Origin of the sequence: Ferrovibrio sp. (genome assembly GCF_041906005.1) — a bacterium.
Taxonomy (GTDB): domain Bacteria; phylum Pseudomonadota; class Alphaproteobacteria; order Ferrovibrionales; family Ferrovibrionaceae; genus Ferrovibrio.
Window position 1 is genome coordinate 2,403,356 of record NZ_JAYRJY010000001.1, and the last position, 20,749, is coordinate 2,424,104.

Below are 20,749 nucleotides of genomic sequence, written 5' to 3' on the forward strand. Positions count from 1 at the left end.
ATGGCGGACGCTCTCGACCCCAAGCTGGAAGTGCGGGCGAATTACCGCCACAGCCTGCTGATCCCCACCCGGCTGTCGGATATCGACGTCTACCAGCATGTCAACAACGTGCAGTACTACGCCTATTTCGATACGCTGGTGAACGACTACATGATCCGCTTCGGCGGGCTCGACATGGTCAACGATCCGATCATCGGCCTGCTGGTAGAAAGCGGCTGCCGCTTCCACAAGTCGCTGAACTATCCCGAGACGATCGAGGGCTGCCTGCGCACGGTGAAGCTCGGCAATTCATCGGCGCGCCACGAGATCGCGCTGTTCCGCGACGGCGACCCGCATCCCGCCGCCACCGGCCATTTCGTGCATGTCTTCGTGGAGCGCGGCGTGCAGCGTCCGGTGCCGATTCCGGCGAAGATCCGTGCGGCGCTGGAAAAGATTCTGGTCTAGCGTTGGCGAGGCCTGAGCGGGACGGGCTCGGGTGGATGGCAGTCCGACGTCCACCGGTGCAGGCGCGGCAGGTGTCCGGTCGGCAACTGGATATAGGGCCCTTCCGTCACGATCTGCAGGCAGTCTTTCCCGCGGCTGTAGTAAAACAGGCAGTAGACCAGATTGCCGATGCAGTACTCGACCTCGATGAATCCGGCGCGATACATATTGCCGGTCTCGCCGATTTGATTGATCGGCGTACCATCCTTGTCCTGCTCCCGGGTGATCACCGGTTTCCAGCCGGCCTTCAGCAATTCGGGCCGCAGCTTGATGAATTCCATGCCCGGTTCCATCGCGGGCTCTTCCGGACTGGCAAACGCTGGCTGTGCCAGCAGGCTCAACAACGCAAACATTGCGACGGCAATGCAGCGCCGGAACATCGATGCATGTCTCATCATGCTAGTGGCGGAAGCATTCATTGGACCACTTGTCGAGCAGAGGATATTGTCGCCCGTTGAATTTTCCATATTCACCCTTGGTGAATAGCTGCAGGCACTCTTTACCCCGACGATAATTCAGAATGCAGTAGACGCTGCCTTGGCTGCATTCTTGGACTTCGACATACCCGGCCCGATACAGCAGACTGGCTGGAGGGAAGCGATTCCACGGCTCACCGTCTTCCATCAAATAGTCCGAGACGACAGGCTTCCAGCCCGCAGCGATCAGTTGTGGCCGGACTTTGACGAATTCCGCTCCCTTGACGAGAGCGACCTCACCTGGTTCTGCATCCGCCTGCTGCGACAGCAGGCCTGTCAGGGATGCCAGGAGCGCGATGACAGCAAAGTTAATCCACGACATGTGTGTTTTTTTGTTGTTTGGATGAGTCACCGCAGATCTCTCAGGCGCCTGTTGTACTGATCGATGATCGGCTGCAACGGGCGGAGGTGCCCAGTGCCACTTTTCTCGCTGGCATCCTGCGGGAAAGCATCCCACTGACTGCCGGCGGCGAATATAGCACCCTCAATGTCACCACGCTGCAACCGGGCGATGGCATTTGCATCTTTAACGCCACCCGGGTTGATCATTCTCAGCAGGTGCAAAGCCGCCATATCTTGTGAGTCAGGGGAGAAATCCCGCAGGTCGAGCTCTTTGGCCATTCTGGCCCAGCTATCGGGGATAAACTGGTATGCGCCCGCGGCCTTGCTGTCTTTGCCCTTGATGTTCGGGTGCCGCATATAGTCGTCGAACCGCTGGCCGCCGTTGATAACATTATACCGGCCGCTGCTTTCCCGGCCGGCGAGCGTGTCGAGGAAAGCTCGCACGCGAGGATCGTCCAACAGATCGGCTACCACAGCGCGGTTCTCGGCGGCCTTGGCTGAAATCTGTGGCTTCGCATCAACTATGGGTTTTGCGCCAACCGGGGCACCGGTGCGGGCCTGGTCGGCCAGCGTGACGATGGCATCCGGGCCTGCGGGAGATTCGTTGGCGCCCCGTCGGCTCTGCTGCGCGAAGTAGTGATCCACATCCTCGGGGGTTGCCGCGGCATAGCCATCGAATCTTGGTCCGATGGTGTCCTTCAGGCGCTGCAGCGTCTCGCCTTCGCCGTTTGGCCCTATGCCGTTGCGTGGCAGCGGCAGCAGGATGCCGTCGGCCTCCAGACCATTGTCCTTTTGCAGGCGGGTGATGCCGGAGAAAAGATCAGCGCTTGGCCAGCCGGTTGGCACACCTGGTGCAGGCAGATTCAGATAGCCGGTATTGGCCAGAAGGGTCTGGGCTTTGATCACATCGGATCGGTCATTGGCGCCGGTTAAACCGACCGAACCGCTCAGGAAGAAGGGGCCGGCATCATTTAGGCCAGAGGCATCCATTTGATTAACCTTAATAATTTTAGAAATATATATTATATGTACACTATTTGTTCTAGTATGTCAAGTTATTGTTGCTTAGGCGGCTGGAGGACTGGCCGGATATCGTTAGATAACTTCAGGGCCTTAGGCGGTAACCGCGCTTCAGCAGCCGGTGGCAGAGCACCCACAGGGCCAGCGCCACCCCGCCCAGCGCCACGGCGCCGACCAGCACGTCGCCATCGGTATGGCCGGTCAGGCCATAGCGGAAGCCGTCGATCATGAAGAAGAACGGGTTGGCATGGGCGGCGGCATACCAGAAGGGCGGCAGCTGCTGCACCGAGTAGAAGGTGCCCGACAGGAAGGCCAGCGGGGTCACCACGAAATTGGTCACGGCGGCCATGTGGTCGAATTTCTGGCTCCACAGGCCGGCGATGATGCCGATCAGGCTGAGGATCAGCGAGCCGGCGAAAACGAAATAGAGGGCCGCCAGCCAGTGATGCACGCGGATCTCGGCGAACGGCAGCATGGAAAGCCCGACCGCCAGCGCCACCATAAACCCGCGCGTCACGCCGGCCATGGCATAGGCCACCAGCAATTCCCCCGCGCTGATCGGCGGCATCAGCACGTCGACGATGTTGCCCTGCACCTTCGAGATCATGATCGACGACGAGGTGTTGGCGAAGGCGTTCTGCGTGGTGGCCATCATGATCAGGCCGGGCGCCAGGAATTCGATGAAGGGCATGCCGCCCACCTGCCGCACGGCGCCGCCCAGCGCCAGCGCGAAGACGGCGAAGAACAGCAAAGTGGTGACCACCGGCGCCAGCACGGTCTGGGTGATCACCTTGATGAAGCGCTGCACTTCCTTGAGATACAGCGTCCACAGGCCGATCCAGTTGACCAGACCATAGTCGCGGGGTTGGCGGATGGCGGAGGGCTGCATGGGCGAAACCGGGTGAGAAGGCGAGGGCGGATTATTGTCTGGCCGCCTACATAGCGCGTATGGTGCCCCTATGCAAAAACAAGCTGGGCAAAAAGCCGCTGCCGACCCAATTCCGCCGGACTGGCTGCCCGGACTGCTGGCTGGCGAGCGGGCGGCTCTGGCGCGGGCGATCACGGCGGTGGAAAACGAGACCGACGAGGCCGCCGCCGTGCTGCAGGGCATTCGCAGCCGGCTGGGCCATGCTCTGGTGGTCGGCTTCACCGGCGCGCCGGGTGCGGGCAAGTCCACTTTGGTCTCCGCCTATGTGGCCGAGCTGCGCCGGCGGGATCTGAGTGTCGGCGTGGTGGCGGTCGATCCCTCCAGCCCGCTCACTGGCGGCGCCATCCTGGGCGACCGCATCCGCATGGGCCAGCATGCTGGCGATCCCGGCGTGTTCATCCGCAGCCTCGCCAGCCGCGGCCATCTCGGCGGCCTGTCGCGCACGGCGGCGCGGGTGATCGATGTGTTCGATGCCTCGGGCCGTGACGTGGTGGTGGTGGAAACCGTCGGCACCGGCCAGTCGGAGGTCGAGATCGCCGAGATCGCCGATGTGCGCGTAGTGGTGAATGCGCCGGGCCTGGGCGACGACGTGCAGGCGATCAAGGCCGGCATCCTGGAAATCGCCGATATCCTGGTGGTGAACAAGTCGGACCTGCCCTTTGCCGAACGCTCGGCGCGCCAGCTTGCCGCCATGAGCGCGCAACGGGGGCACGGTCCGGTGCCTGTGCTGCAGACCAGTGCCACGGCCGGCAAGGGTGTGCCGGAACTGGCCGATGCCATCGCCGCCGTGGGCAAGCGCAAGCGGCCCGATCCGCGCGCCCGCACGCGCCGCCTGCTGCAGAACCTTGTGCTCGACCGCCTGCGCCGCGGCCTGAGCGAATTGCCCGAAACCGATATCGACGCGCTGGCCGATGCCGTGCTGGCCGGCCGCAGCGATATCGACACGGCCTTGCTCAAACTCACCGAACTGCTCGTTTCCCGCCTCCCGCAACAGAAGTGATCATGTCAGACGCCCGTATCTGCGAGTCCATTCTCGATCTGCACGGTTCCCGTATTCGTGTCGTCACCCGCGCCTCGGCCGACATCCCTGACATGATCAAGCTGTGGTTCGGCGAGGGCGATGAGGCCACTCCGGAATTCGTGCGCAGGGCCGCCGCCGCAGCCCTGGAGAAAGGCGAAACCTTCTACGCGCCCAATCGCGGCATCGCGCCGCTGCTGCAGGCGATCAGCGATTACCTGAAGCGCGCCTATGGCGCCGAGATCGGGTCTGATCGCATCGTGGTCACGGCTTCGGGCATGAACGCCATCATGATCACCATCCAGTGCCTGATCGAACCGGGTGACAGCGCCGTGGTGGTCGGTCCGATCTGGCCGAATGGTCGCGCCGCCATCAAGGCGATGGGCGGCGAGCCGCGCGACGTGTTCCTGCAGCCGCAGGATGACGGCCGCTGGAAACTCAACCTGCAGCAGCTGTTCGATGCCTGCGACGAAACCACCAGACTGATCATGATCAACAGCCCGGGGAATCCCACCGGCTGGGTGGCCTCCGAGGCCGAGCTGAAGGCGATCCTCGATTTCTGCCGCGAACGAGGCATCTGGATTCTCTCCGACGAGGTCTATGGCCGCATCATCTATGGCGCTGCGAAACACGCACCCAGCTATTACACGCTGGCACAGCCGGAAGATCCGGTGGTGATCGTCAATTCGTTTTCCAAGAGCTGGTCGATGACCGGCTGGCGCCTGGGCTGGATTGTGGCGCCGCCCCGGCTTTGTGCTGCCGTGGAAAAGATGACGGAATTCAACATCTCGCATCCCACCACCTTCGTGCAATGGGGCGGCGTGACGGCGCTGAACGAGGGTGACGCCTATATTGAGGGCCTGGTCGAACGCTATGGCCGCGCCGCCGACATGGTCTACCAGGCGCTGGCGCCGTTGCCGCGCGTGAAGCTGGCCAAACCCGAAGGCGCCTTCTATGCCTTCTTCGCGCTGGACGGCATGACCGACAGCCTGAATACCTGTATCGATCTGGCCCGCAAGGCCCGCGTCGGGCTGGCGCCCGGCATCGCTTTCGGGCCGGCGGGCGAAGGGCGCATCCGGCTTTGTTACGCGGCCTCGCTGCCCAAACTGTCCGAAGCGCTCGAACGGCTGGTGCCGCACCTCAAATAAAAAAGAAAAGGCGGGAGGAAACGAATGAGGCTGATCTACGAGACGGACGAGCATCTGCAACTGCGCGAGCAGGTGACGCGTTTCGTCGAACAGGAAGTTCGCCCGCATGGCGCCGCCTGGGAAGAGGCCGGCATGGTGCCGCGCGCCGTGCTGCGCCAGATGGGTCAACTCGGTTTCTTCGGCATCCGCTATCCGGAAGTCTATGGCGGTAGCGAGCAGGGCGCAGTGGCGTCGGCGATCCTGGCCGAGGAATGCGGCCGTTCCGGCTTCGGCGGTTTCTCCGCCACCGTGCTGGTGCATACCGACATGGCCTCGCCGCATCTGGCCCATGCCGGCAGCAGGCAGCAGCTTGACCGCTGGTTTGCCAAGGTCATCGCCGGCGACCTGATCACGGCGGTGGCGGTCACCGAACCCGATGCCGGCTCGGATGTGGCCGCCATCCGCACGCGGGCGAAACGCGATGGCGATGCCTATGTGCTGAACGGCAGCAAAATGTTCATCACCAACGGTGTGCATGCTGACCTGTATTTCGTGGCGGCCAAGACCGATCCGGAGGCGAAAGGCTCGCGCGCCATCTCGATCTTCGCCGTGGAAAAAGGCACGTCGGGTTTCAGCGTCGGGCGCAGTCTCAGGAAGCACGGCTGGCTCTGCTCGGATACCGCCGAACTGGTCTTCGACAATTGCCGTGTGCCGGTCGAGAACCGTCTGGGCGAGGAAAACCGCGGCTTCTATGCCATCATGAAGAATTTCCAGAACGAGCGCCTGGTGCTGGGCGCCATGGCCGTGGGCGAATGCCGCCGGGCCCTGGAGATCACCCGGCAGTATGTGACGACCCGCAAGGCTTTCGGCGGGGTGCTGGCCGACAAGCAGGCGATCCGCCAGCGTCTGGCCATGCTGGAGGCGCGCACCGAGGCGGCGCGGCAGTTGGTCTATCATGCCGCCTGGTCGGTGGATCAGGGCCGGGATGCCGTGCGCGAGGTGTCGATGGTCAAGGCGGTCTGTGGCGAGTTGGTGAATGCCGTGACCTATGACTGCCTGCAATTCCATGGTGGCGCCGGTTATCTGCGCGACAGCGAAATCGAGCGCATGGCCCGCGATGCCCGCATTCATCCCATCGGCGGCGGCGCCACCGAGGTCATGCTGGAAGAGATCGCCAAACGCTGGCCGGCTTGACGCGCACGTAAAGCTGCCGCTGCGGAATGTTTGCGCCGCAAAAAGATTGGCGCTAGCGTCTGCGCCATACCGGTATAACGGAGGAAACCAAAATGCGTGAAGCTGTCATCGTCTCCACCGCCCGCACGCCCATCGGCAAGGCCTATCGCGGCGCCTTCAACAACACCGACGCCGCCAGCCTGGGTGCCCATGCCATCCGCGAGGCGGTGAAGCGTGCCGGCATCGATCCGGGCGAAGTGGACGATGTGGTGATGGGCGCCGCCCTGCAGCAGGGTTCGACCGGCGGCAATATCGCCCGTCAGTGCGCCGTCGCCGCCGGGCTGCCGGTTTCCGTCGCCGGCATGAGCGTCGACCGCCAATGCGCCTCGGGCCTGATGGCGATCGCCACGGCCGCCAAGCAGGTGATCCACGACAATGTGCCGATCGCGGTGGGCGGCGGCCTTGAGTCGATCTCGCTGGTGCAGAACGAGCACATGAATACCTTCCGCGCCCGCGATGAATGGCTGATGAAAAACAAGCCTGACATCTATATGGCGATGATCGATACCGCGGAAGTGGTGGCTAAGCGTTACGGCGTCAGCCGCGAGGCGCAGGACGCCTATGCGCTGGAAAGCCAGAAGCGCACGGCGGCGGCCCAGGCGGCCGGCAAGTTCGACGCCGAGATCGTGCCGATGCCGACCAAGATGGCCGTGGTGAACAAGGAGACCAAGGAAGTCTCCTACAAGGAGGTCACGCTGACCAAGGATGAAGGCAACCGGCCCGAAACGACCCTGGAGAACCTGGCCGCCCTGCAACCGGTGCGCGGACCGGACAAGTTCATCACCGCCGGCAATGCCAGCCAGCTTTCCGATGGCGCCTCGGCCTGTGTGGTGATGGAGGCGAAGCTCGCCGAGAAGCGCGGCCTGCAGCCGCTGGGCATCTATCGCGGCATGGCGGTGGCCGGCTGCGAACCCGACGAAATGGGTATCGGCCCGATCTACGCGATCCCCAAGCTGCTGCAGCGTTTCGGCCTGAAGATGGACGATATCGGCCTGTGGGAGCTGAACGAGGCTTTCGCCGTGCAGGTGCTGTATTGCCGCGACAAGCTCGGCATCCCGAACGAGCGCCTGAACGTGAATGGAGGCGCGATTTCCATCGGCCATCCCTACGGCATGTCGGGCGCGCGCATGACCGGCCATGCCCTGATCGAGGGTAAGCGCCGCGGCGCAAAATACGTGGTGGTCACCATGTGCATCGGTGGCGGCCAGGGCGGCGCCGGCCTGTTCGAGGTAGCCTGACCTAACGCAGCGCGTGGCGGCTGAGGACCAGCTCCGCCGCCCCGCCATATCGATATTGCACGATGCCGAATTGGCCATAGCGCTCTGCCAGTGCTATGGCCTTTTCCGTTTCAAGATCCAGCACGGCGAAGCCTGGTTCCGGCCGCCAGCCATGGCGATCCGGCACGCCCAGATGCGGTAACGTGATCAGTCCGCGTGATGCCAGGTCGTGGCGCAGGCGCTGATGCGCGGCCATGTTGCGCGTCACTGGCAGATGCCGGCTGCGTGGATTCCAGGCATTCAGACAGGTGATGCTGTTTGCATTCATCCGGCGCAGAAACGCATCGGCCTGCGGGCTGGGTTCATCCAGCCGCAGGCCGAGCAGAGCCTGATCGGGCAGGGTTACCGCATAGGTGGTGGCGCGATAGCCCCGCAATGTCGCGGCATTGATCACCGGCTCTCGATCAGCGCCCCTCGGCCATGCTCAAGGCCTGGCGCAATGCGCTGGTGCCGGGATTGCTGACCGCCTGGTCGTAGAGGATGTTGCGCGGATGCGCCTGGCGGCCGTAATACGCGGTATTGCGGCTGTGGCGCGCGGTGATCACCGCGCCTTCCACGGCCACGCCGGCGGCCAGGCCCTTGCTGCGCGAATAGGACAGGATGTCGGCGCCCAGATGCGTGGTGGTGGCGGCTTCCACGCCCATGCCGATCGGGCCGGCCGCCACGGTGGCGTCGGCGCCCAGCTTGAACTCGTTGCGCAGGATGGCGTCCACCGCCTTGTCGTTCATCAGCAGCAGCATGACCTCCGATGCCTCGCCGCCGATCTGCAGACCGATGGAGCCGGCGCCCATGGTGTAGATGGCCGGTTCGCTCCAGCCGGTGCCGGTGCGGGCCAGCAGCAGGCCCGAGCCGCCTTCGCCGCCGATGATGAAACTGGCCTTCAGCAACTGCGGCACGACGAACACGCCCTTGGCCTTGGCGAGCTGGCGGCGCATGTCGGCGAATTGCCCGTCGGCGGCGAAGCGGTCGACGGTGATGCGGGCGGCGTCGATGAGGTTCTGGTCTTCCGAGGCCTGGGCCCGCGCTTGGGCCCGGGCCGGGCTCGACCAGGGCGAAACCAGCATCAGGCCGGCGCTGAAGCCGACGGTCGTCAACAAATGGCGGCGGGTCAACATGGGATGTCCCTTTCCGGGTTGGCAAAGCGATAATCGCAATATATTGCTTCGGCCACGGCATTGCACCTCCACTGCTGGGGCATGCCGTGGGTTGTTGGGAGCCTACCCCACCCCTAGACTGTGGCGGCATTGTGAAACGGAGGCGGCATGTCGAAGGCGAAGGACGCGGCGGAAAACGCCCCCGAGGCCATTCCCGCCGATATCGCGGCTTTGAGCTTCGAGGCGGCCCTGAAAGCCCTGGACGAGATCGTGACCAGGCTGGAAAGTGGCCGGGTCGACCTTGAGGAATCGATTGCCCTCTATGGTCGCGGCGCGCTGCTCAAGCGCCATTGCGAGGCCAAGCTGAAGGCCGCGGAAGAAAAGATCGAGAAGATCGTGGTCGGCGCCGACGGCCAGCCCGGCGCCCAGCCCTTCAAGGCCGACTGACATGAACGAGTCGCCGCCGGCGGCCCTCGCGGCGGCCATGCGGGATGTAGCGGCGGCCGTCGAGGCCGAACTCGATCGCCTGCTTCCCGCACCCCAAGGACCGACGACGCGGCTGGACCAAGCCATGCGCTACGCCACGCTGGGTGGCGGCAAGCGGCTGCGCGCCCTGCTGGCGGTGGCGGGCGGCGACCTGTTCGGGGCGCCGCGCCAGGGCAGCCTGCGCGTGGCGGCCGCCATCGAGATGCTGCATGCCTATTCGCTGATCCATGACGACCTGCCCTGCATGGACGACGACGATCTGCGCCGCGGCAAACCGACCGTGCACAAGGCTTTCGATGAGGCCGCCGCCGTGCTGGCGGGCGACGGGCTGCAGGCCCTGGCGTTTGAAATGCTAGCCGATCCCGCCACCCATGCCGAGGCTGCGGTGCGCGCGGAACTGACGCTCGGGCTGGCCCGGGCGGCCGGCCCGCGTGGCATGGTCGGCGGTCAGGCCATCGACCTGGCGGCCGAAACCCGTACGGCGGCCGGCCGGCCGCTGGATTACGCCGAGATCGCCCATCTGCAGGCGCTGAAGACCGGCGCCCTGATCGCGTTCGCCGCCGAATCCGGGGCGATCCTGGGGCGAGCGTCATTGGAAGATCGGGCGGTTCTGCGCGATTATGCCGTGGATCTGGGGCTCGCCTTCCAGATCGCGGACGATATCTTGGATCATGAAGGCTCGGCCGCCGAACTGGGCAAGGCGGTGGGCAAGGATGCCGGGGCCGGGAAGGCGACCTTTGTCGGCCTGCTGGGCCTGGAAGGAGCCAAAGCCAAGGCTCGCGCGTTAACCAGTTCGGCCCAGGGCCGCCTAGGCCGTTTCGGCCCGGCCGCCAAGGTTTTACAGGAGCTGGCGGAGTTTGTTATAACCCGCCGCTCGTGACACGATTGGATCAGTAATGATCAGCAACCGCACACCCCTGCTGGATACGGTGCGGACGCCGGCCGATATCCGGCAGTTCGACATCGACCAGCTCAAGCAGCTCGCCGACGAGGTGCGCCGCGAGATGATCGACGCCGTCTCGGTGACGGGCGGTCATCTCGGCGCGGGCCTTGGCGTGGTCGAACTGACCGTGGCTGTGCATCACGTGTTTGCCACGCCGGACGACAAGCTGATCTGGGATGTCGGCCATCAGGCCTATCCTCACAAGATTCTCACCGGCCGGCGCGACCGCATCCGCACGCTGAGGCAGGGCGGTGGCCTGTCGGGTTTCACCCGCCGTTCGGAAAGCGAATACGATCCCTTTGGCGCCGCGCATTCCTCCACCTCGATCTCCGCCGGCCTCGGCATGGCAGTGGGCCGTGATCTGAAGCATGGCAGCAACAACGTCATTGCCGTGATCGGCGATGGCGCGATGTCGGCCGGCATGGCCTATGAGGCCATGAACAACGCCGGTTCGATGGATTCACGCCTGATCGTGATCCTGAACGACAACGACATGTCGATCGCGCCGCCGGTCGGCGCGATGAGCGCCTATCTGTCGCGGCTGCTGTCCTCGCGCTCCTATATGGGCCTGCGCCAGCTCGCCAAGCAGCTCGGTCACAAGATCCTGCCCAAGGGGCTGGCGACGGCGGCCGAGAAGGCCGAGGAATATGCGCGCGGCATGGTCACCGGCGGCACGCTGTTCGAGGAACTGGGCTTCTATTACGTCGGTCCGGTCGACGGCCATAATCTCGAGCACCTCGTGCCGGTGCTGAAGAATATCCGCGACAATGACAAGACCGGCCCGGTCCTGATCCATGCCGTGACGCAGAAGGGCAAGGGCTACGGTCCGGCCGAAGCGGCAGACGACAAGTATCACGGCGTCTCGAAATTCGATGTCGTCACCGGCGCCCAGGCCAAGCCCAAGGCCGGGCCGCCCAGCTATACCAAGGTGTTCGCCCAGAGCCTGATCGCCGAGGCCGAGCGCGACGACAAGATCGTGGCGGTTACGGCCGCGATGCCGTCGGGCACCGGGCTCGATCTCTTCGCCCAGCGTTTCCCTGATCGCTGCTTCGATGTCGGCATCGCCGAGCAGCACGCCGTCACCTTTGCCGCCGGCATGGCCTGCGAGGGCTTCAAGCCCTTCTGCGCGATCTATTCCACCTTCCTGCAGCGCGCCTATGACCAGGTGGTGCACGACGTGGCGATCCAGAAGCTGCCGGTGCGCTTCGCCATCGACCGCGCCGGACTGGTCGGCGCCGATGGCGCGACCCATGCCGGCAGCTTCGATATCGCCTATCTGGGCTGCCTGCCCGACATGGTGCTGATGGCAGCATCTGACGAAGCCGAGCTGATGCACATGGTGGCCACGGCGGCCGCGCTGGATGATCGTCCCTCCGCGTTCCGCTATCCGCGCGGCGAGGGGCTGGGTCTCACGCTGCCCGGTCGCGGCTCGATCTTGCCGCTGGGCAAGGGCCGCGTGCTGCGCGAGGGCAGCTCGATCGCCATCCTCTCCTTCGGTGCGCGTCTGGCCGAGGCGATGAAAGCCGCCGATGATCTGGCCGCACGCGGCCTGACCGCCACGGTGGCCGATGCGCGGTTCTGCAAGCCGCTGGATACCGATCTGGTGCGCCAGCTCGCCCGCCATCACGAGGTGCTGATCACCATCGAGGAAGGCTCGGTCGGCGGTTTCGGCAGCCATGTGCTGCAGTTCCTGAGCCATGACGGCCTGCTCGATCACGGCCTGAAGATCCGGCCGATGGTGCTGCCGGATATCTTCATCGACCACGACACGCCGGCGAAGCAATACGATATCGCGGGGCTGAACGCGCCGCAGATCGTCGCCATGGCGCTTTCGGCTCTTGGCCGCTCCGACCTCTCCGTCCGCGCATAAAGCAGGTTGGTCATGATTTTAAGGGAAGCGCGGGCCACGCTCGGGCTGGCGCTGCCGATTGCCGGCACCCAGCTCGCCCAGATGGCGATCCACACTACCGATGTCTGGCTGCTGTCGCATTACAGCGAACAGGCGCTGGGCGCGGCCGCTTTGGGCGTGGCGATCTTCAGTTTCCTGTGGATCATCGGCCTGGGCATGGCGACCGCCACGCCGGCACTGGCGGCGCAGGCGCGCGGTTACGATCCGAACGATCGCGACGGCGTGCGCCATGCCGTGCATGACGGCCTGATCTCGACCGGCCTCTATGGCCTGCTCTGCACGCTGCTGATGATCGTGAGTGAGCCTTTCCTGGTGCTGATCGGCCAGCCGCCGGAGCTGGTCGCGCTGGCCGTGCCGTTCATGCAGGCCCTGAGCGGCATGTTCGTCACGTCGTTATGGTTCATGGTGCTGCGCGGCTTCGTCTCGGTCCTGGAACGGCCGCGCGTGGCTCTGGTGTTGACCGTCATCGCCCTGCTGCTGAACGCGGCGGTGAATTATGTGCTGATCTTCGGCTTCTGGATCGTGCCATCGCTGGGCGTGGTCGGCGCCGGCCTGGGCTCCAGCCTGGTCAACCTGGCCATCCTGCTCGGCATTCTCTGGTACATCGCGCGCGATCCGCAATTCGCGTCCTATCGGCTTTCAAGCGGCTGGTGGCGTACCACGTCCCGTCGCATGATCGCCTTCCTGCATGTGGCCTTGCCGATCTCGCTGGCGCTGGGTGCCGAGATCGGCCTGTTCTCGGCCGCTGCCCTGCTGATGGGCCGGCTGGGTGCGGCAGAGGTGGCCGCGCACCAGATCGCGCTGCAATGGGCGGCGATCGCCTTCATGGTGCCAATGGGGCTGGGGCAGGCTGCCACCGTGCGTGTCGGCCTGGCCGCCGGCGCGCGCGATGCCGCCGGCGTTGCCCATGCCGGCTGGATCGCGATTGTCATGGGCATGTCCTTCATGCTGTGCACCGCGCTGATCTTCGGTTTCGCCGCCGCGCCGCTAATCGGCGTCTTCGTGGCCGACCGCAATTCCGAGGTCTTCCTGCTCGCCACCACCTATCTGGGCATGGCGGCCCTGTTCCAGCTGGTCGATGGCGCCCAGGGCGTCGCGAACGGCGCGCTGCGCGGCCTAAAGGATACCGCCACGCCCATGGTGATGACATTGGTGGGCTACTGGCTGATCGGGTTTCCCATCGCCATCTGGTTCGGCTTCTACACGCCGCTGCGCGGCATCGGTGTCTGGATCGGCCTGGTGGTGGGGCTGGCCGTGGTGGCTGCCATGCTGCTCTGGCGTTTTGCCCGGCAGAGCCATAGGCTGCGCCACATGCAGGAGCGCGCGGCATGAAGGCCCCGAAGCTGCGCCTGGATCAGGCGCTGGTCGAGCGTGGCCTGGCGGAAAGCCGGACCAAGGCGCAGGCCGCCATCATGGCGGGCCTGGTGTTCTCGGGCGAGAAGCGGCTGGACAAGCCGGGCCTGTCGGTTGCCGCCGATGCGCCGCTGGAACTGCGCGGCAAGCCGCATCCCTGGGTCAGCCGCGGCGGCGTGAAGCTGGCGCATGCCATCCAGCATTTTGGACTCGATCCACGCGATCGCATCTGCATCGATGTCGGCGCGTCCACGGGCGGCTTCACCGATGTTCTGCTGCATCATGGTGCGGCGAAGGTCTATGCCGTGGATGTGGGCGAGGGCCAGCTGGACTGGAAGCTGCGCAACGATCCGCGCGTCGTGGTGCTGGAGAAAACCAACGCACGTCATCTGGATGCCGCGCTGATCCCCGATCCCATCGCCTGCGTGGTCTGCGACGCCAGCTTTATCGGGCTGCAGATCGTGCTGCCGGCGGCGTTAACGCTGGCGCGGCCGGGGGGCTGGGCGGTGGCGCTGATCAAGCCGCAATTCGAGGTCGGGCGCGAGCGCGTGGGCAAGGGCGGCGTGGTGCGAGATCCCGCGTTGCATGAGGAAGTCTGCGCCCGCATTCGCGACTGGTGGGATGCGCTGCCGGGCTGGCGCGTGATCGGCATCGAGCCGAGCCCCATCCTCGGCCCGGAAGGCAACCGCGAGTTCCTTATTGCAGCAGAGAAGCATGATGCGTGACGTGGATGGCGTGATCGAGCGGATGGGCGGGCAGGGCCATGGCGTGCTGACCCATGACGGCGTGCGCTATTACGTGCCTTTCACCGTGCCGGGCGACCGAGTGGCGGCGAAAGTCGGCGAAGAACGCGGCGACGGCTATGCCGCCCATGTCAGCGTGCTGGAGGCAGAAGGGCCGGATCGCGTCGAGCCGCCCTGCCGGCATTTCCAGGCCTGCGGTGGCTGCGCCCTGCAGCACTGGGCCGAGGCGCCCTATAACGCGTGGAAACGCGACAAGCTGGCCGCCGCGCTGGTGCGTCGCGACTTCGTCGATCCGCCTGTGGCCGATCTGGTCGCCGTGCCGGCGCAGTCGCGCCGCCGCGCCGAATTCATCGTGCGCCGCGTGAAAGACCGCGTGCTGCTGGGATTCCACGAGGCGGCCAGCCGCAAGATCGTCGATCTGGAAGACTGCACCGTGCTGCGGCCGGCTTTGCTGGTGCCGCTGCCGGCCTTGCGCGCGGCGCTGATCGAGGTGCTGGGTGATGGCTGGGCCATCGATCTGAAACTCACCGATACCGAAACCGGCCTGGATGCGCTGATCACCGGCAAGCTGAAAATGCGGGTGCAGGAGCGCATCGCCTTGAGCAAGGCGGCCAAGGCCATCGGCCTGGCGCGCCTGAGCTGGCGGTTCGACATGCGCGGCGATGCTGAACTGCTGTATCAGGGCGGCGCCGCGCCGCTGGTGCGTTTCGGCGCCCATGGCGTGATCCTGCCGCCGGGCGGTTTTCTGCAAGCGACAGTCGAGGCCGAACAGGCGATGGCGGATTTCGCGCTGGAGGCGCTGAAGGACACCAAGCGCGTCGCCGATCTTTTCTCGGGCTGCGGCGCCTTTGCCCTGCGCCTGGCCGCAGTCGGCAAGACGGTGCTGGCCGCCGATGCCGATCGCCCCGCCATCGCCGCCCTGCAGGCCGCGGTGAAGACGGCGGGCCTGGCCGGACGGCTGAACGCGCAGGCGCGCGACCTGGAGCGCCAGCCGCTGGCGCCGGCCGAGCTTAAGAAACTCGATGCCGTGCTGCTCGATCCGCCCCGCGCCGGCGCCAAGGCCCAGGTGCAGCAGCTTGCCCTGGCGGCGGCGGCCGGCGCGGCGCCCGGGATCGTGGTGATGGCGGCCTGCGATCCTTCCAGTTTCGCCCGTGACGCCCGCACACTCGCCGATGCCGGCTGGCGGCTGGAGCAGGCGGTGCCGATCGACCAGTTCCGCTGGTCGCCGCACCTGGAAATCGTCAGCCTTTTCAGGCGCTAAGCCCGCCCGAGGGCAGGGGTTGCAAAGCACCGGCGGACCGGCTATATCCCGCACCCGATCCCTGCTGGGGGATCGTCTAACGGTAGGACCCCAGACTCTGACTCTGGTTGTCTAGGTTCGAATCCTAGTCCCCCAGCCAATCTTCTCCCCGAAGAATCCATTCCAGATATTGCCGTGCCTCCTCGGCCTTTTTGAGGAAGCCGGGCATGCGGCCTCAACCTCTTTCCGATTGGTCGGTTCAATCCGCGAGTCGGGACTGAGAGTTCATCCGCGCTTCATGCATACGTAACCGCAGCGTCATTTGCGCCGCCTAGCGTCCCCTCCATCGCGCTGTCCACTGCATCGGAGGGGAATCATGCAGCTCCATCGTCGTAACTTCCTGATCGGCTCCGGCATTGCCGCCGGCAGCCTGGCGCTGCCGCGCTTCGCCATCGCGCAGGCGGACAATCGCCCCAGCATCACCATCGCGGTGCAGCAGATTTCCAACAGCGCCTCGCTCGAGCCGCTGCGCGAGCAGTCCAATGTCGGCGAGCGCACCTTCTCCTTCATCTATGAAGGCCTGATCATGCGCGACATGCTGAAGGGCATGGAGCCGATCCCGGGCCTGGCCGAAAGCTGGAGCCGCATCAACGAGCGCACCGTCGAACTGAAGCTGCGCCAGGGCGTGAAGTTCCACAACGGCGACGAGGTCACCGCCGACGACGTGGTCTTCACCTTCAGCCGCGAACGCATGTTCGGCCCCGATTACGACATCGGCAGCAGCAAGACCCTGTTCGCCAACGTGCTGATCCGCGACAGCGTCGAGGGCAAGGCCCTGCCGCCGGAGGTGATGGCGGTGGCCAAGCGCGCCTGGCCGGCGCTGGAGAAAGTGGAGGCGGTGGACAAATACACCGTGCGCTTCGTCAACCGCACGCCGGACGTCACCATGGAGGGCCGCATCGCCCGCTATGGCAGCGAGATCATCTCGCGCCGCGCCTTCGAGGAAGCCAAGACCTGGCTGGACTGGGCGCGCAAGCCGGTTTCCACCGGCCCCTACAAGGTGCGCGACTTCAAGCCTGACCAGGAACTGGTGCTGGATGCCCATGACGAATACTGGGGCGGCCGCCCGCCGCTGAAGACCGTGCGCCTGGTGGTGGTGCCGGAAGTCGCCACCCGCATCAACGGCCTGTTCTCGGGTCAGTTCGACTATATCTGCGACATGCCGCCCGACCAGATTCCCGGCATCGAGAAGAATGCCAAGTTCGAGGTGCAGGGCGGCCTGATCGCCAATCACCGCCTGATCGTGTTCGACAAGCATTACCCGGCCCTGAAGGACCCGCGCGTGCGTCAGGCGATGACCCATGCCATCGACCGCCAGGCCATCGTCGACAGCCTCTGGGCGGGCCGCACCCGCATCCCGGCCGGCCTGCAGTGGGAATTCTACGGTCCGATGTTCGTCGAGGGCTGGAGCGTGCCGGAATTCAATCCGCAGAAGGCCAAGGACCTGATCAAGGCCGCCGGCTACAAGGGCGAGGTGATCCCCTTCCGCGCGCTGAACAATTACTACACCAACCAGAATTCCACGGCCCAGGTCCTGCTGGAAATGTGGCGCCAGGTCGGTCTGAACGTGCAGATCGAGATGAAGGAAAACTGGCAGCAGATTTTCGAGAACAACGGCAAGCGCGCCGTGCGCGACTGGTCGAACAGCGCGCCGTTCACCGATCCGATCTCGTCCATCGTGAACCAGCATGGCCCGCAGGGCCAGCAGCAGCAGGCCCAGGAATGGGAAAACGACGAGATGAACCGCCTGTCCATCGCCATGGAAACCGAAAGCGACATGGTCAAGCGCAAGGCGATGTTCAAGCGCATGCTGGAAATCTGTGAACGCGAAGATCCGGCCTATACGGTGCTGCACCAGAACGCCACCTTCACGGCCAAGCGCAAGGACATCCAGTGGAAGTCGGCGCCGGCCTTTGCGATGGATTTCCGCAGTTATAACTTCAAGCTCTGATGCCCAGGCGGCGGGATCATTCCCGCCGCCTTTCATTTTTCCAGCACGGCAGAAGGCATCCGGCGATGGACAAGTTCGTGGAAATCCGCGGCCTGACGGTCGATTTTGCCCAGGGCGGCCGCAGCATCCGCGCCCTGCACGGCATCGATCTCGATGTCGGTGCCGGCGAGGCGGTTGGCCTGGTCGGCGAATCCGGTTCGGGCAAAAGCGTCACCTGGCTGGCGGCCCTGGGCCTGCTGCCCGGCACGGCCAGCATCAAGGGCAGCGTCATGCTGGACGGCCGCCAGATGGTGGGCGCCTCGCGTTCCATGCTGGAAACCCTGCGCGGCCGGCGTGTCGCCATGATCTTCCAGGACCCGTCCTCCAGTCTCAATCCGGTTCTGCGTATTGGCCGCCAGATCGGCGAGGCGCTGCGCCTGCATCGCGGCCTGAGAGGCGCGGCGGCCGAGGCCGAGGCCAAACGCCTGCTCGATCGCGTGGGCATCGCCAATGCGGCGCGGCGCTTGCGCGATTATCCGCATGAATTGTCCGGCGGCATGAACCAGCGCGTGATGATCGCCATGGCGCTGGCCGGCGAACCCGATCTGCTTATTGCCGATGAGCCGACCACGGCACTGGATGCAACTGTTCAGGCACAAATCCTTACTCTGCTCCAGGAAATCCGCCGCGACAGCGGCATGGCCATGGTGCTGATCAGCCACGATCTGGGCGTGGTGGCCGAGAATGTCGACCGCGTCTGCGTCATGTATGCCGGCCGTCTGGTCGAGGAAGCGGCCTCCGACACGCTGTTCGACCGACCGCGCCATCCCTATACGCGCGGCCTGCTCGCCGCCCTGCCGGCGCTGGACGGACCGCGGGTGCGGCTGGCCTCCATCCCGGGTAGCGTGCCCGAGCCGTGGAATCTTCCCAAAGGCTGCGCCTTCGCACCGCGCTGCGGCGAGGCGGACGAGGCCTGCCACGGCAGCCAGCCGCCGCTGGTGCCGGTGAATGCGGCCGAACGCGTGCTGTGTTTTCGCACCCGCTATTTCCCCGATGCGCCTGCCTCCCGGCCACAAGCGACCCCCGCGCGACAGGATGCCGCCATCCGCGAGGTCGTGCTGTGACAGCGCTCTCTGCATCCGAGCCCCTGCTCGAAGCCCGCGGGCTGACCCGGCATTTCACTGTGCGGCAGGGTTCCTGGCCGGCCAGCCACACGGCGCTGCTGCGTGCCGTCGACGGCATCAGCCTGAGCGTCGACAAGGGCAGGACGTTGGGCCTGGTCGGCGAGTCAGGCTGCGGCAAGTCCACCACCGGCCGGCTGCTGCTTGGCCTGCTCGATCCCACGGCGGGACAGGTGCTGTTCGAGGGCCAGCCACTGGCCAGGGCCGGCAGCGCGGACTGGCGCCGCCAGCGCCAGATGATGCAGATGGTCTATCAGGACCCGCTCGGCGCGCTCGATCGCCGGCTGAAGGTGGCCGACCAGATCGGCGAGGCGCTGGAAATCCATCATCCGGATTTCTCACGCGGTATCAGACAGGACCGCATCGCCGCCGCGATGGAAGCGGTTGGCCTGCAGGCGCATCACGGCGAACGGTATCCGCATGAACTGTCCGGCGGCCAGCGTCAGCGCGTGGTGCTGGCGCGTGCCCTGATCCTGCAGCCCAGGCTGCTGGTCTGCGACGAGCCGATCTCGGCGCTGGATGTCTCGATCCAGGCCCAGGTGGTGAACCTGCTGCTGGATCTGCAGCACAGTCTTGGCCTGACCTACGTCTTCATCAGCCACGATTTGAAAGTGGTGCGCCAGATCAGCCACGACGTGGCGGTGATGTATCTCGGCCGCATCGTCGAATACGGCGAGGCCGAAAGCCTGTTCCACGCGCCGCAGCATCCCTACACCCAGGCCCTGCTGGCCGCGATCCCCAGCGTGCAGCAGCGCGGCCTCGCGCGGCCAGTGCCGCTGCAGGGCGATCCGCCCGATCCGGCCGCGCCGCCCTCGGGTTGCGCCTTCCGCACCCGCTGTCCGCGCGCGGCGCAGATATGCGCCGAAGCCATGCCGGCTCTGCGCGAAACGGGTGGTGGTCGCAAGGTTGCCTGCCATTTCGTCGAGCCGGATGCGGCCGCCGGTTTGGCGGCCTGACGTGATGGGGGTTTGAGATGCTTGGCTTTGTTGCTTCCCGTGTCGCCCGGGCCGCGCTCACCATCTGTTTTGTCGTCACCTTCGCCTTCGTGGTGCTGCGGCTCTCGGGCGACCCGGCGATGCTGATCATGTCGATCGATGCACCGCCCGAGGCCATCGAGGCTTTCCGCAAGGCCTGGGGCCTCGATCGCCCGATCTGGGAGCAATACATCGCCTACGCGACAAAAGCCCTGAGTGGCGATTTCGGCAATTCCATGCGCGATGGCCGGCCGGCCATCGACCTGGTGCTGGAACGCGTGCCGATGACACTGGCCATCACCCTGCCGGCTTTCCTGATCAAGATCGGCCTGGGCATTCCGGCCGGCATCTTCGCCGCCCTGCATCGCAACTCTACGCTCGACCGCCTGACCATGACCGCCTCGGTGGCCGGCTTCACCGTGCCCAGCTTCGTGCTGGCTTTGCTGCTGGTGCTGGTCTTCTCGGTGCAGCTTGGCTGGCTGCCCTCCAGCGGCAGCGAAAGCTGGCGCCATGCCATCCTGCCCATCGTCACTCTGGGCGTGGCGGGTGCCGCCGTGCTGGCGCGCTTTACCCGTTCCGCCATGCTGGAAGTGCTGGGTCAGCCCTATATCCGCACCGCCTCGGCCAAGGGCGTGCCCTGGCGCCGCGTGGTGTCGGGCCATGCCCTGCCCAATGCGGCGATCCCCACCGTTACCATCGTCGGCTTCATGATCGGCAGCCTGATCGCCGGCGCCGTGGTGGTGGAAAGCGTGTTCGCCTGGCCCGGCGTCGGCCGCCTGCTGGTCGCCTCGGTTGCCAACCGCGACCTCGCCGTGGTGCAGGCCATCCTGCTGGCCATCGCTCTCTCGATGGTGGCGGCCAACCTGGCGGTCGACATCGCCTATGGCTGGCTCGATCCGCGCCTGCGGCGCGGCCGCGCCCATGCTTGAGGA

General features: G+C 65.5%; 21 protein-coding genes and 1 tRNA gene. 16 read left to right on the plus strand and 6 right to left on the minus strand.

The genetic code is table 11. The features are described 5' to 3' along the window. Entirely contained in the window at positions 1 to 444 is a 444-nt protein-coding gene (locus ACE3OO_RS11745) for an acyl-CoA thioesterase (RefSeq protein WP_374303057.1), read from the plus strand. On the opposite strand, the gene ACE3OO_RS11750 is transcribed toward ACE3OO_RS11745, so the two are convergent. The 4 genes from ACE3OO_RS11750 to ACE3OO_RS11765 all read right to left on the minus strand — a co-directional run bounded on the left by ACE3OO_RS11750 (position 441) and on the right by ACE3OO_RS11765 (position 3,210). Further along, on the minus strand, positions 441 to 902 hold the full coding sequence (locus ACE3OO_RS11750) for a hypothetical protein (protein ID WP_374303059.1): 462 nt from the start codon (positions 900 to 902) through the stop codon (positions 441 to 443). The genes ACE3OO_RS11745 and ACE3OO_RS11750 overlap by 4 nt on opposite strands. After that, positions 883 to 1,281 carry a hypothetical protein gene (locus tag ACE3OO_RS11755; protein ID WP_374303061.1) on the minus strand — a complete coding sequence of 133 codons (399 nt, stop codon included), beginning with the start codon at positions 1,279 to 1,281 and terminating at the stop codon, positions 883 to 885. The genes ACE3OO_RS11750 and ACE3OO_RS11755 overlap by 20 nt, the downstream gene beginning before the upstream one ends. Positions 1,282 to 1,307: 26 nt before the next feature. Beyond that, positions 1,308 to 2,291: a peptidoglycan-binding protein gene (locus ACE3OO_RS11760; RefSeq protein ID WP_374303063.1), complete on the minus strand. Its 984-nt coding sequence runs from the start codon at positions 2,289 to 2,291 to the stop codon at positions 1,308 to 1,310. Between the two features lie 115 nt (positions 2,292 to 2,406). Next, complete coding sequence (locus ACE3OO_RS11765; RefSeq protein WP_374303065.1) at positions 2,407 to 3,210, minus strand: ABC transporter permease; 804 nt, start codon at positions 3,208 to 3,210, stop codon at positions 2,407 to 2,409. A gap of 70 nt (positions 3,211 to 3,280) precedes the next feature. Between ACE3OO_RS11765 and meaB the strand changes: the two genes are divergently transcribed. The 4 genes from meaB (at position 3,281) to ACE3OO_RS11785 (ending at position 7,865) form a co-directional block, all read left to right on the plus strand. Next, positions 3,281 to 4,249, plus strand: coding sequence for a methylmalonyl Co-A mutase-associated GTPase MeaB (meaB, locus tag ACE3OO_RS11770; protein ID WP_374303068.1), 969 nt, complete (start codon positions 3,281 to 3,283; stop codon positions 4,247 to 4,249). Between the two features lie 2 nt (positions 4,250 to 4,251). Then, a complete protein-coding gene (locus tag ACE3OO_RS11775) occupies positions 4,252 to 5,415 on the plus strand; it encodes a pyridoxal phosphate-dependent aminotransferase (protein ID WP_374303070.1) in 1,164 nt (387 codons plus the stop codon). A 24-nt stretch (positions 5,416 to 5,439) separates the two neighbouring features. Then, positions 5,440 to 6,588 carry an acyl-CoA dehydrogenase family protein gene (locus ACE3OO_RS11780; RefSeq protein ID WP_374303074.1) on the plus strand — a complete coding sequence of 383 codons (1,149 nt, stop codon included), beginning with the start codon at positions 5,440 to 5,442 and terminating at the stop codon, positions 6,586 to 6,588. 92 nt (positions 6,589 to 6,680) lie between these two features. Next, positions 6,681 to 7,865 carry an acetyl-CoA C-acyltransferase gene (locus ACE3OO_RS11785; protein ID WP_374303076.1) on the plus strand — a complete coding sequence of 395 codons (1,185 nt, stop codon included), beginning with the start codon at positions 6,681 to 6,683 and terminating at the stop codon, positions 7,863 to 7,865. A gap of 1 nt (position 7,866) precedes the next feature. On the opposite strand, the gene ACE3OO_RS11790 is transcribed toward ACE3OO_RS11785, so the two are convergent. After that, positions 7,867 to 8,298, minus strand: coding sequence for a DUF3293 domain-containing protein (locus ACE3OO_RS11790; protein WP_374303078.1), 432 nt, complete (start codon positions 8,296 to 8,298; stop codon positions 7,867 to 7,869). Between the two features lie 10 nt (positions 8,299 to 8,308). Further along, entirely contained in the window at positions 8,309 to 9,019 is a 711-nt protein-coding gene (locus ACE3OO_RS11795; RefSeq protein ID WP_374303081.1) for a lipid-binding SYLF domain-containing protein, read from the minus strand. Positions 9,020 to 9,166: 147 nt separating this feature from the next. Between ACE3OO_RS11795 and ACE3OO_RS11800 the strand changes: the two genes are divergently transcribed. The 11 genes from ACE3OO_RS11800 to ACE3OO_RS11850 all read left to right on the plus strand — a co-directional run bounded on the left by ACE3OO_RS11800 (position 9,167) and on the right by ACE3OO_RS11850 (position 20,746). Further along, complete coding sequence (locus ACE3OO_RS11800) at positions 9,167 to 9,445, plus strand: exodeoxyribonuclease VII small subunit (protein WP_374303083.1); 279 nt, start codon at positions 9,167 to 9,169, stop codon at positions 9,443 to 9,445. 1 nt (position 9,446) lies between these two features. Next, complete coding sequence (locus tag ACE3OO_RS11805; protein ID WP_374303085.1) at positions 9,447 to 10,364, plus strand: polyprenyl synthetase family protein; 918 nt, start codon at positions 9,447 to 9,449, stop codon at positions 10,362 to 10,364. Between the two features lie 16 nt (positions 10,365 to 10,380). Beyond that, positions 10,381 to 12,297, plus strand: a complete 1,917-nt coding sequence (gene dxs, locus ACE3OO_RS11810) for a 1-deoxy-D-xylulose-5-phosphate synthase (protein ID WP_374303087.1) — start codon at positions 10,381 to 10,383, stop codon at positions 12,295 to 12,297. A gap of 12 nt (positions 12,298 to 12,309) precedes the next feature. Beyond that, positions 12,310 to 13,668: an MATE family efflux transporter gene (locus tag ACE3OO_RS11815; protein WP_374303089.1), complete on the plus strand. Its 1,359-nt coding sequence runs from the start codon at positions 12,310 to 12,312 to the stop codon at positions 13,666 to 13,668. Continuing rightward, entirely contained in the window at positions 13,665 to 14,414 is a 750-nt protein-coding gene (locus ACE3OO_RS11820) for a TlyA family RNA methyltransferase (RefSeq protein ID WP_374303091.1), read from the plus strand. Before ACE3OO_RS11815 ends, ACE3OO_RS11820 begins: the two co-directional genes overlap by 4 nt. Further along, positions 14,404 to 15,693, plus strand: a complete 1,290-nt coding sequence (locus ACE3OO_RS11825; RefSeq protein WP_374303093.1) for a class I SAM-dependent RNA methyltransferase — start codon at positions 14,404 to 14,406, stop codon at positions 15,691 to 15,693. The genes ACE3OO_RS11820 and ACE3OO_RS11825 overlap by 11 nt, the downstream gene beginning before the upstream one ends. Before the next feature lie 65 nt (positions 15,694 to 15,758). Beyond that, positions 15,759 to 15,832: transfer RNA gene (locus ACE3OO_RS11830), tRNA-Gln, on the plus strand. 216 nt (positions 15,833 to 16,048) lie between these two features. Continuing rightward, positions 16,049 to 17,683, plus strand: coding sequence for an ABC transporter substrate-binding protein (locus tag ACE3OO_RS11835; protein ID WP_374303095.1), 1,635 nt, complete (start codon positions 16,049 to 16,051; stop codon positions 17,681 to 17,683). Between the two features lie 65 nt (positions 17,684 to 17,748). After that, the gene (locus ACE3OO_RS11840; protein ID WP_374303097.1) at positions 17,749 to 18,786 is read left to right on the plus strand and encodes an ABC transporter ATP-binding protein; all 1,038 of its coding nucleotides are present in this window, start codon (positions 17,749 to 17,751) and stop codon (positions 18,784 to 18,786) included. After that, positions 18,783 to 19,799: an ABC transporter ATP-binding protein gene (locus ACE3OO_RS11845; RefSeq protein WP_374303099.1), complete on the plus strand. Its 1,017-nt coding sequence runs from the start codon at positions 18,783 to 18,785 to the stop codon at positions 19,797 to 19,799. Before ACE3OO_RS11840 ends, ACE3OO_RS11845 begins: the two co-directional genes overlap by 4 nt. Positions 19,800 to 19,816: 17 nt before the next feature. Continuing rightward, on the plus strand, positions 19,817 to 20,746 hold the full coding sequence (locus tag ACE3OO_RS11850; protein ID WP_374303101.1) for an ABC transporter permease: 930 nt from the start codon (positions 19,817 to 19,819) through the stop codon (positions 20,744 to 20,746). Positions 20,747 to 20,749: the final 3 nt, after the last annotated feature.

What these genes read in the sequence shown, in the direction of transcription:
- ACE3OO_RS11745 (WP_374303057.1), top strand. Translation starts at nt 1, where the DNA reads ATGGCGGACGCTCTCGACCCCAAGCTGGAAGTGCGGGCGAATTACCGC.
- ACE3OO_RS11750 (WP_374303059.1), bottom strand. Translation starts at nt 902, where the DNA reads ATGAATGCTTCCGCCACTAGCATGATGAGACATGCATCGATGTTCCGG.
- ACE3OO_RS11755 (WP_374303061.1), bottom strand. Translation starts at nt 1,281, where the DNA reads ATGTCGTGGATTAACTTTGCTGTCATCGCGCTCCTGGCATCCCTGACA.
- ACE3OO_RS11760 (WP_374303063.1), bottom strand. Translation starts at nt 2,291, where the DNA reads ATGGATGCCTCTGGCCTAAATGATGCCGGCCCCTTCTTCCTGAGCGGT.
- ACE3OO_RS11765 (WP_374303065.1), bottom strand. Translation starts at nt 3,210, where the DNA reads ATGCAGCCCTCCGCCATCCGCCAACCCCGCGACTATGGTCTGGTCAAC.
- meaB (WP_374303068.1), top strand. Translation starts at nt 3,281, where the DNA reads ATGCAAAAACAAGCTGGGCAAAAAGCCGCTGCCGACCCAATTCCGCCG.
- ACE3OO_RS11775 (WP_374303070.1), top strand. Translation starts at nt 4,252, where the DNA reads ATGTCAGACGCCCGTATCTGCGAGTCCATTCTCGATCTGCACGGTTCC.
- ACE3OO_RS11780 (WP_374303074.1), top strand. Translation starts at nt 5,440, where the DNA reads ATGAGGCTGATCTACGAGACGGACGAGCATCTGCAACTGCGCGAGCAG.
- ACE3OO_RS11785 (WP_374303076.1), top strand. Translation starts at nt 6,681, where the DNA reads ATGCGTGAAGCTGTCATCGTCTCCACCGCCCGCACGCCCATCGGCAAG.
- ACE3OO_RS11795 (WP_374303081.1), bottom strand. Translation starts at nt 9,019, where the DNA reads ATGTTGACCCGCCGCCATTTGTTGACGACCGTCGGCTTCAGCGCCGGC.
- ACE3OO_RS11800 (WP_374303083.1), top strand. Translation starts at nt 9,167, where the DNA reads ATGTCGAAGGCGAAGGACGCGGCGGAAAACGCCCCCGAGGCCATTCCC.
- ACE3OO_RS11805 (WP_374303085.1), top strand. Translation starts at nt 9,447, where the DNA reads ATGAACGAGTCGCCGCCGGCGGCCCTCGCGGCGGCCATGCGGGATGTA.
- dxs (WP_374303087.1), top strand. Translation starts at nt 10,381, where the DNA reads ATGATCAGCAACCGCACACCCCTGCTGGATACGGTGCGGACGCCGGCC.
- ACE3OO_RS11815 (WP_374303089.1), top strand. Translation starts at nt 12,310, where the DNA reads ATGATTTTAAGGGAAGCGCGGGCCACGCTCGGGCTGGCGCTGCCGATT.
- ACE3OO_RS11820 (WP_374303091.1), top strand. Translation starts at nt 13,665, where the DNA reads ATGAAGGCCCCGAAGCTGCGCCTGGATCAGGCGCTGGTCGAGCGTGGC.
- ACE3OO_RS11825 (WP_374303093.1), top strand. Translation starts at nt 14,404, where the DNA reads ATGATGCGTGACGTGGATGGCGTGATCGAGCGGATGGGCGGGCAGGGC.
- ACE3OO_RS11835 (WP_374303095.1), top strand. Translation starts at nt 16,049, where the DNA reads ATGCAGCTCCATCGTCGTAACTTCCTGATCGGCTCCGGCATTGCCGCC.
- ACE3OO_RS11840 (WP_374303097.1), top strand. Translation starts at nt 17,749, where the DNA reads ATGGACAAGTTCGTGGAAATCCGCGGCCTGACGGTCGATTTTGCCCAG.
- ACE3OO_RS11850 (WP_374303101.1), top strand. Translation starts at nt 19,817, where the DNA reads ATGCTTGGCTTTGTTGCTTCCCGTGTCGCCCGGGCCGCGCTCACCATC.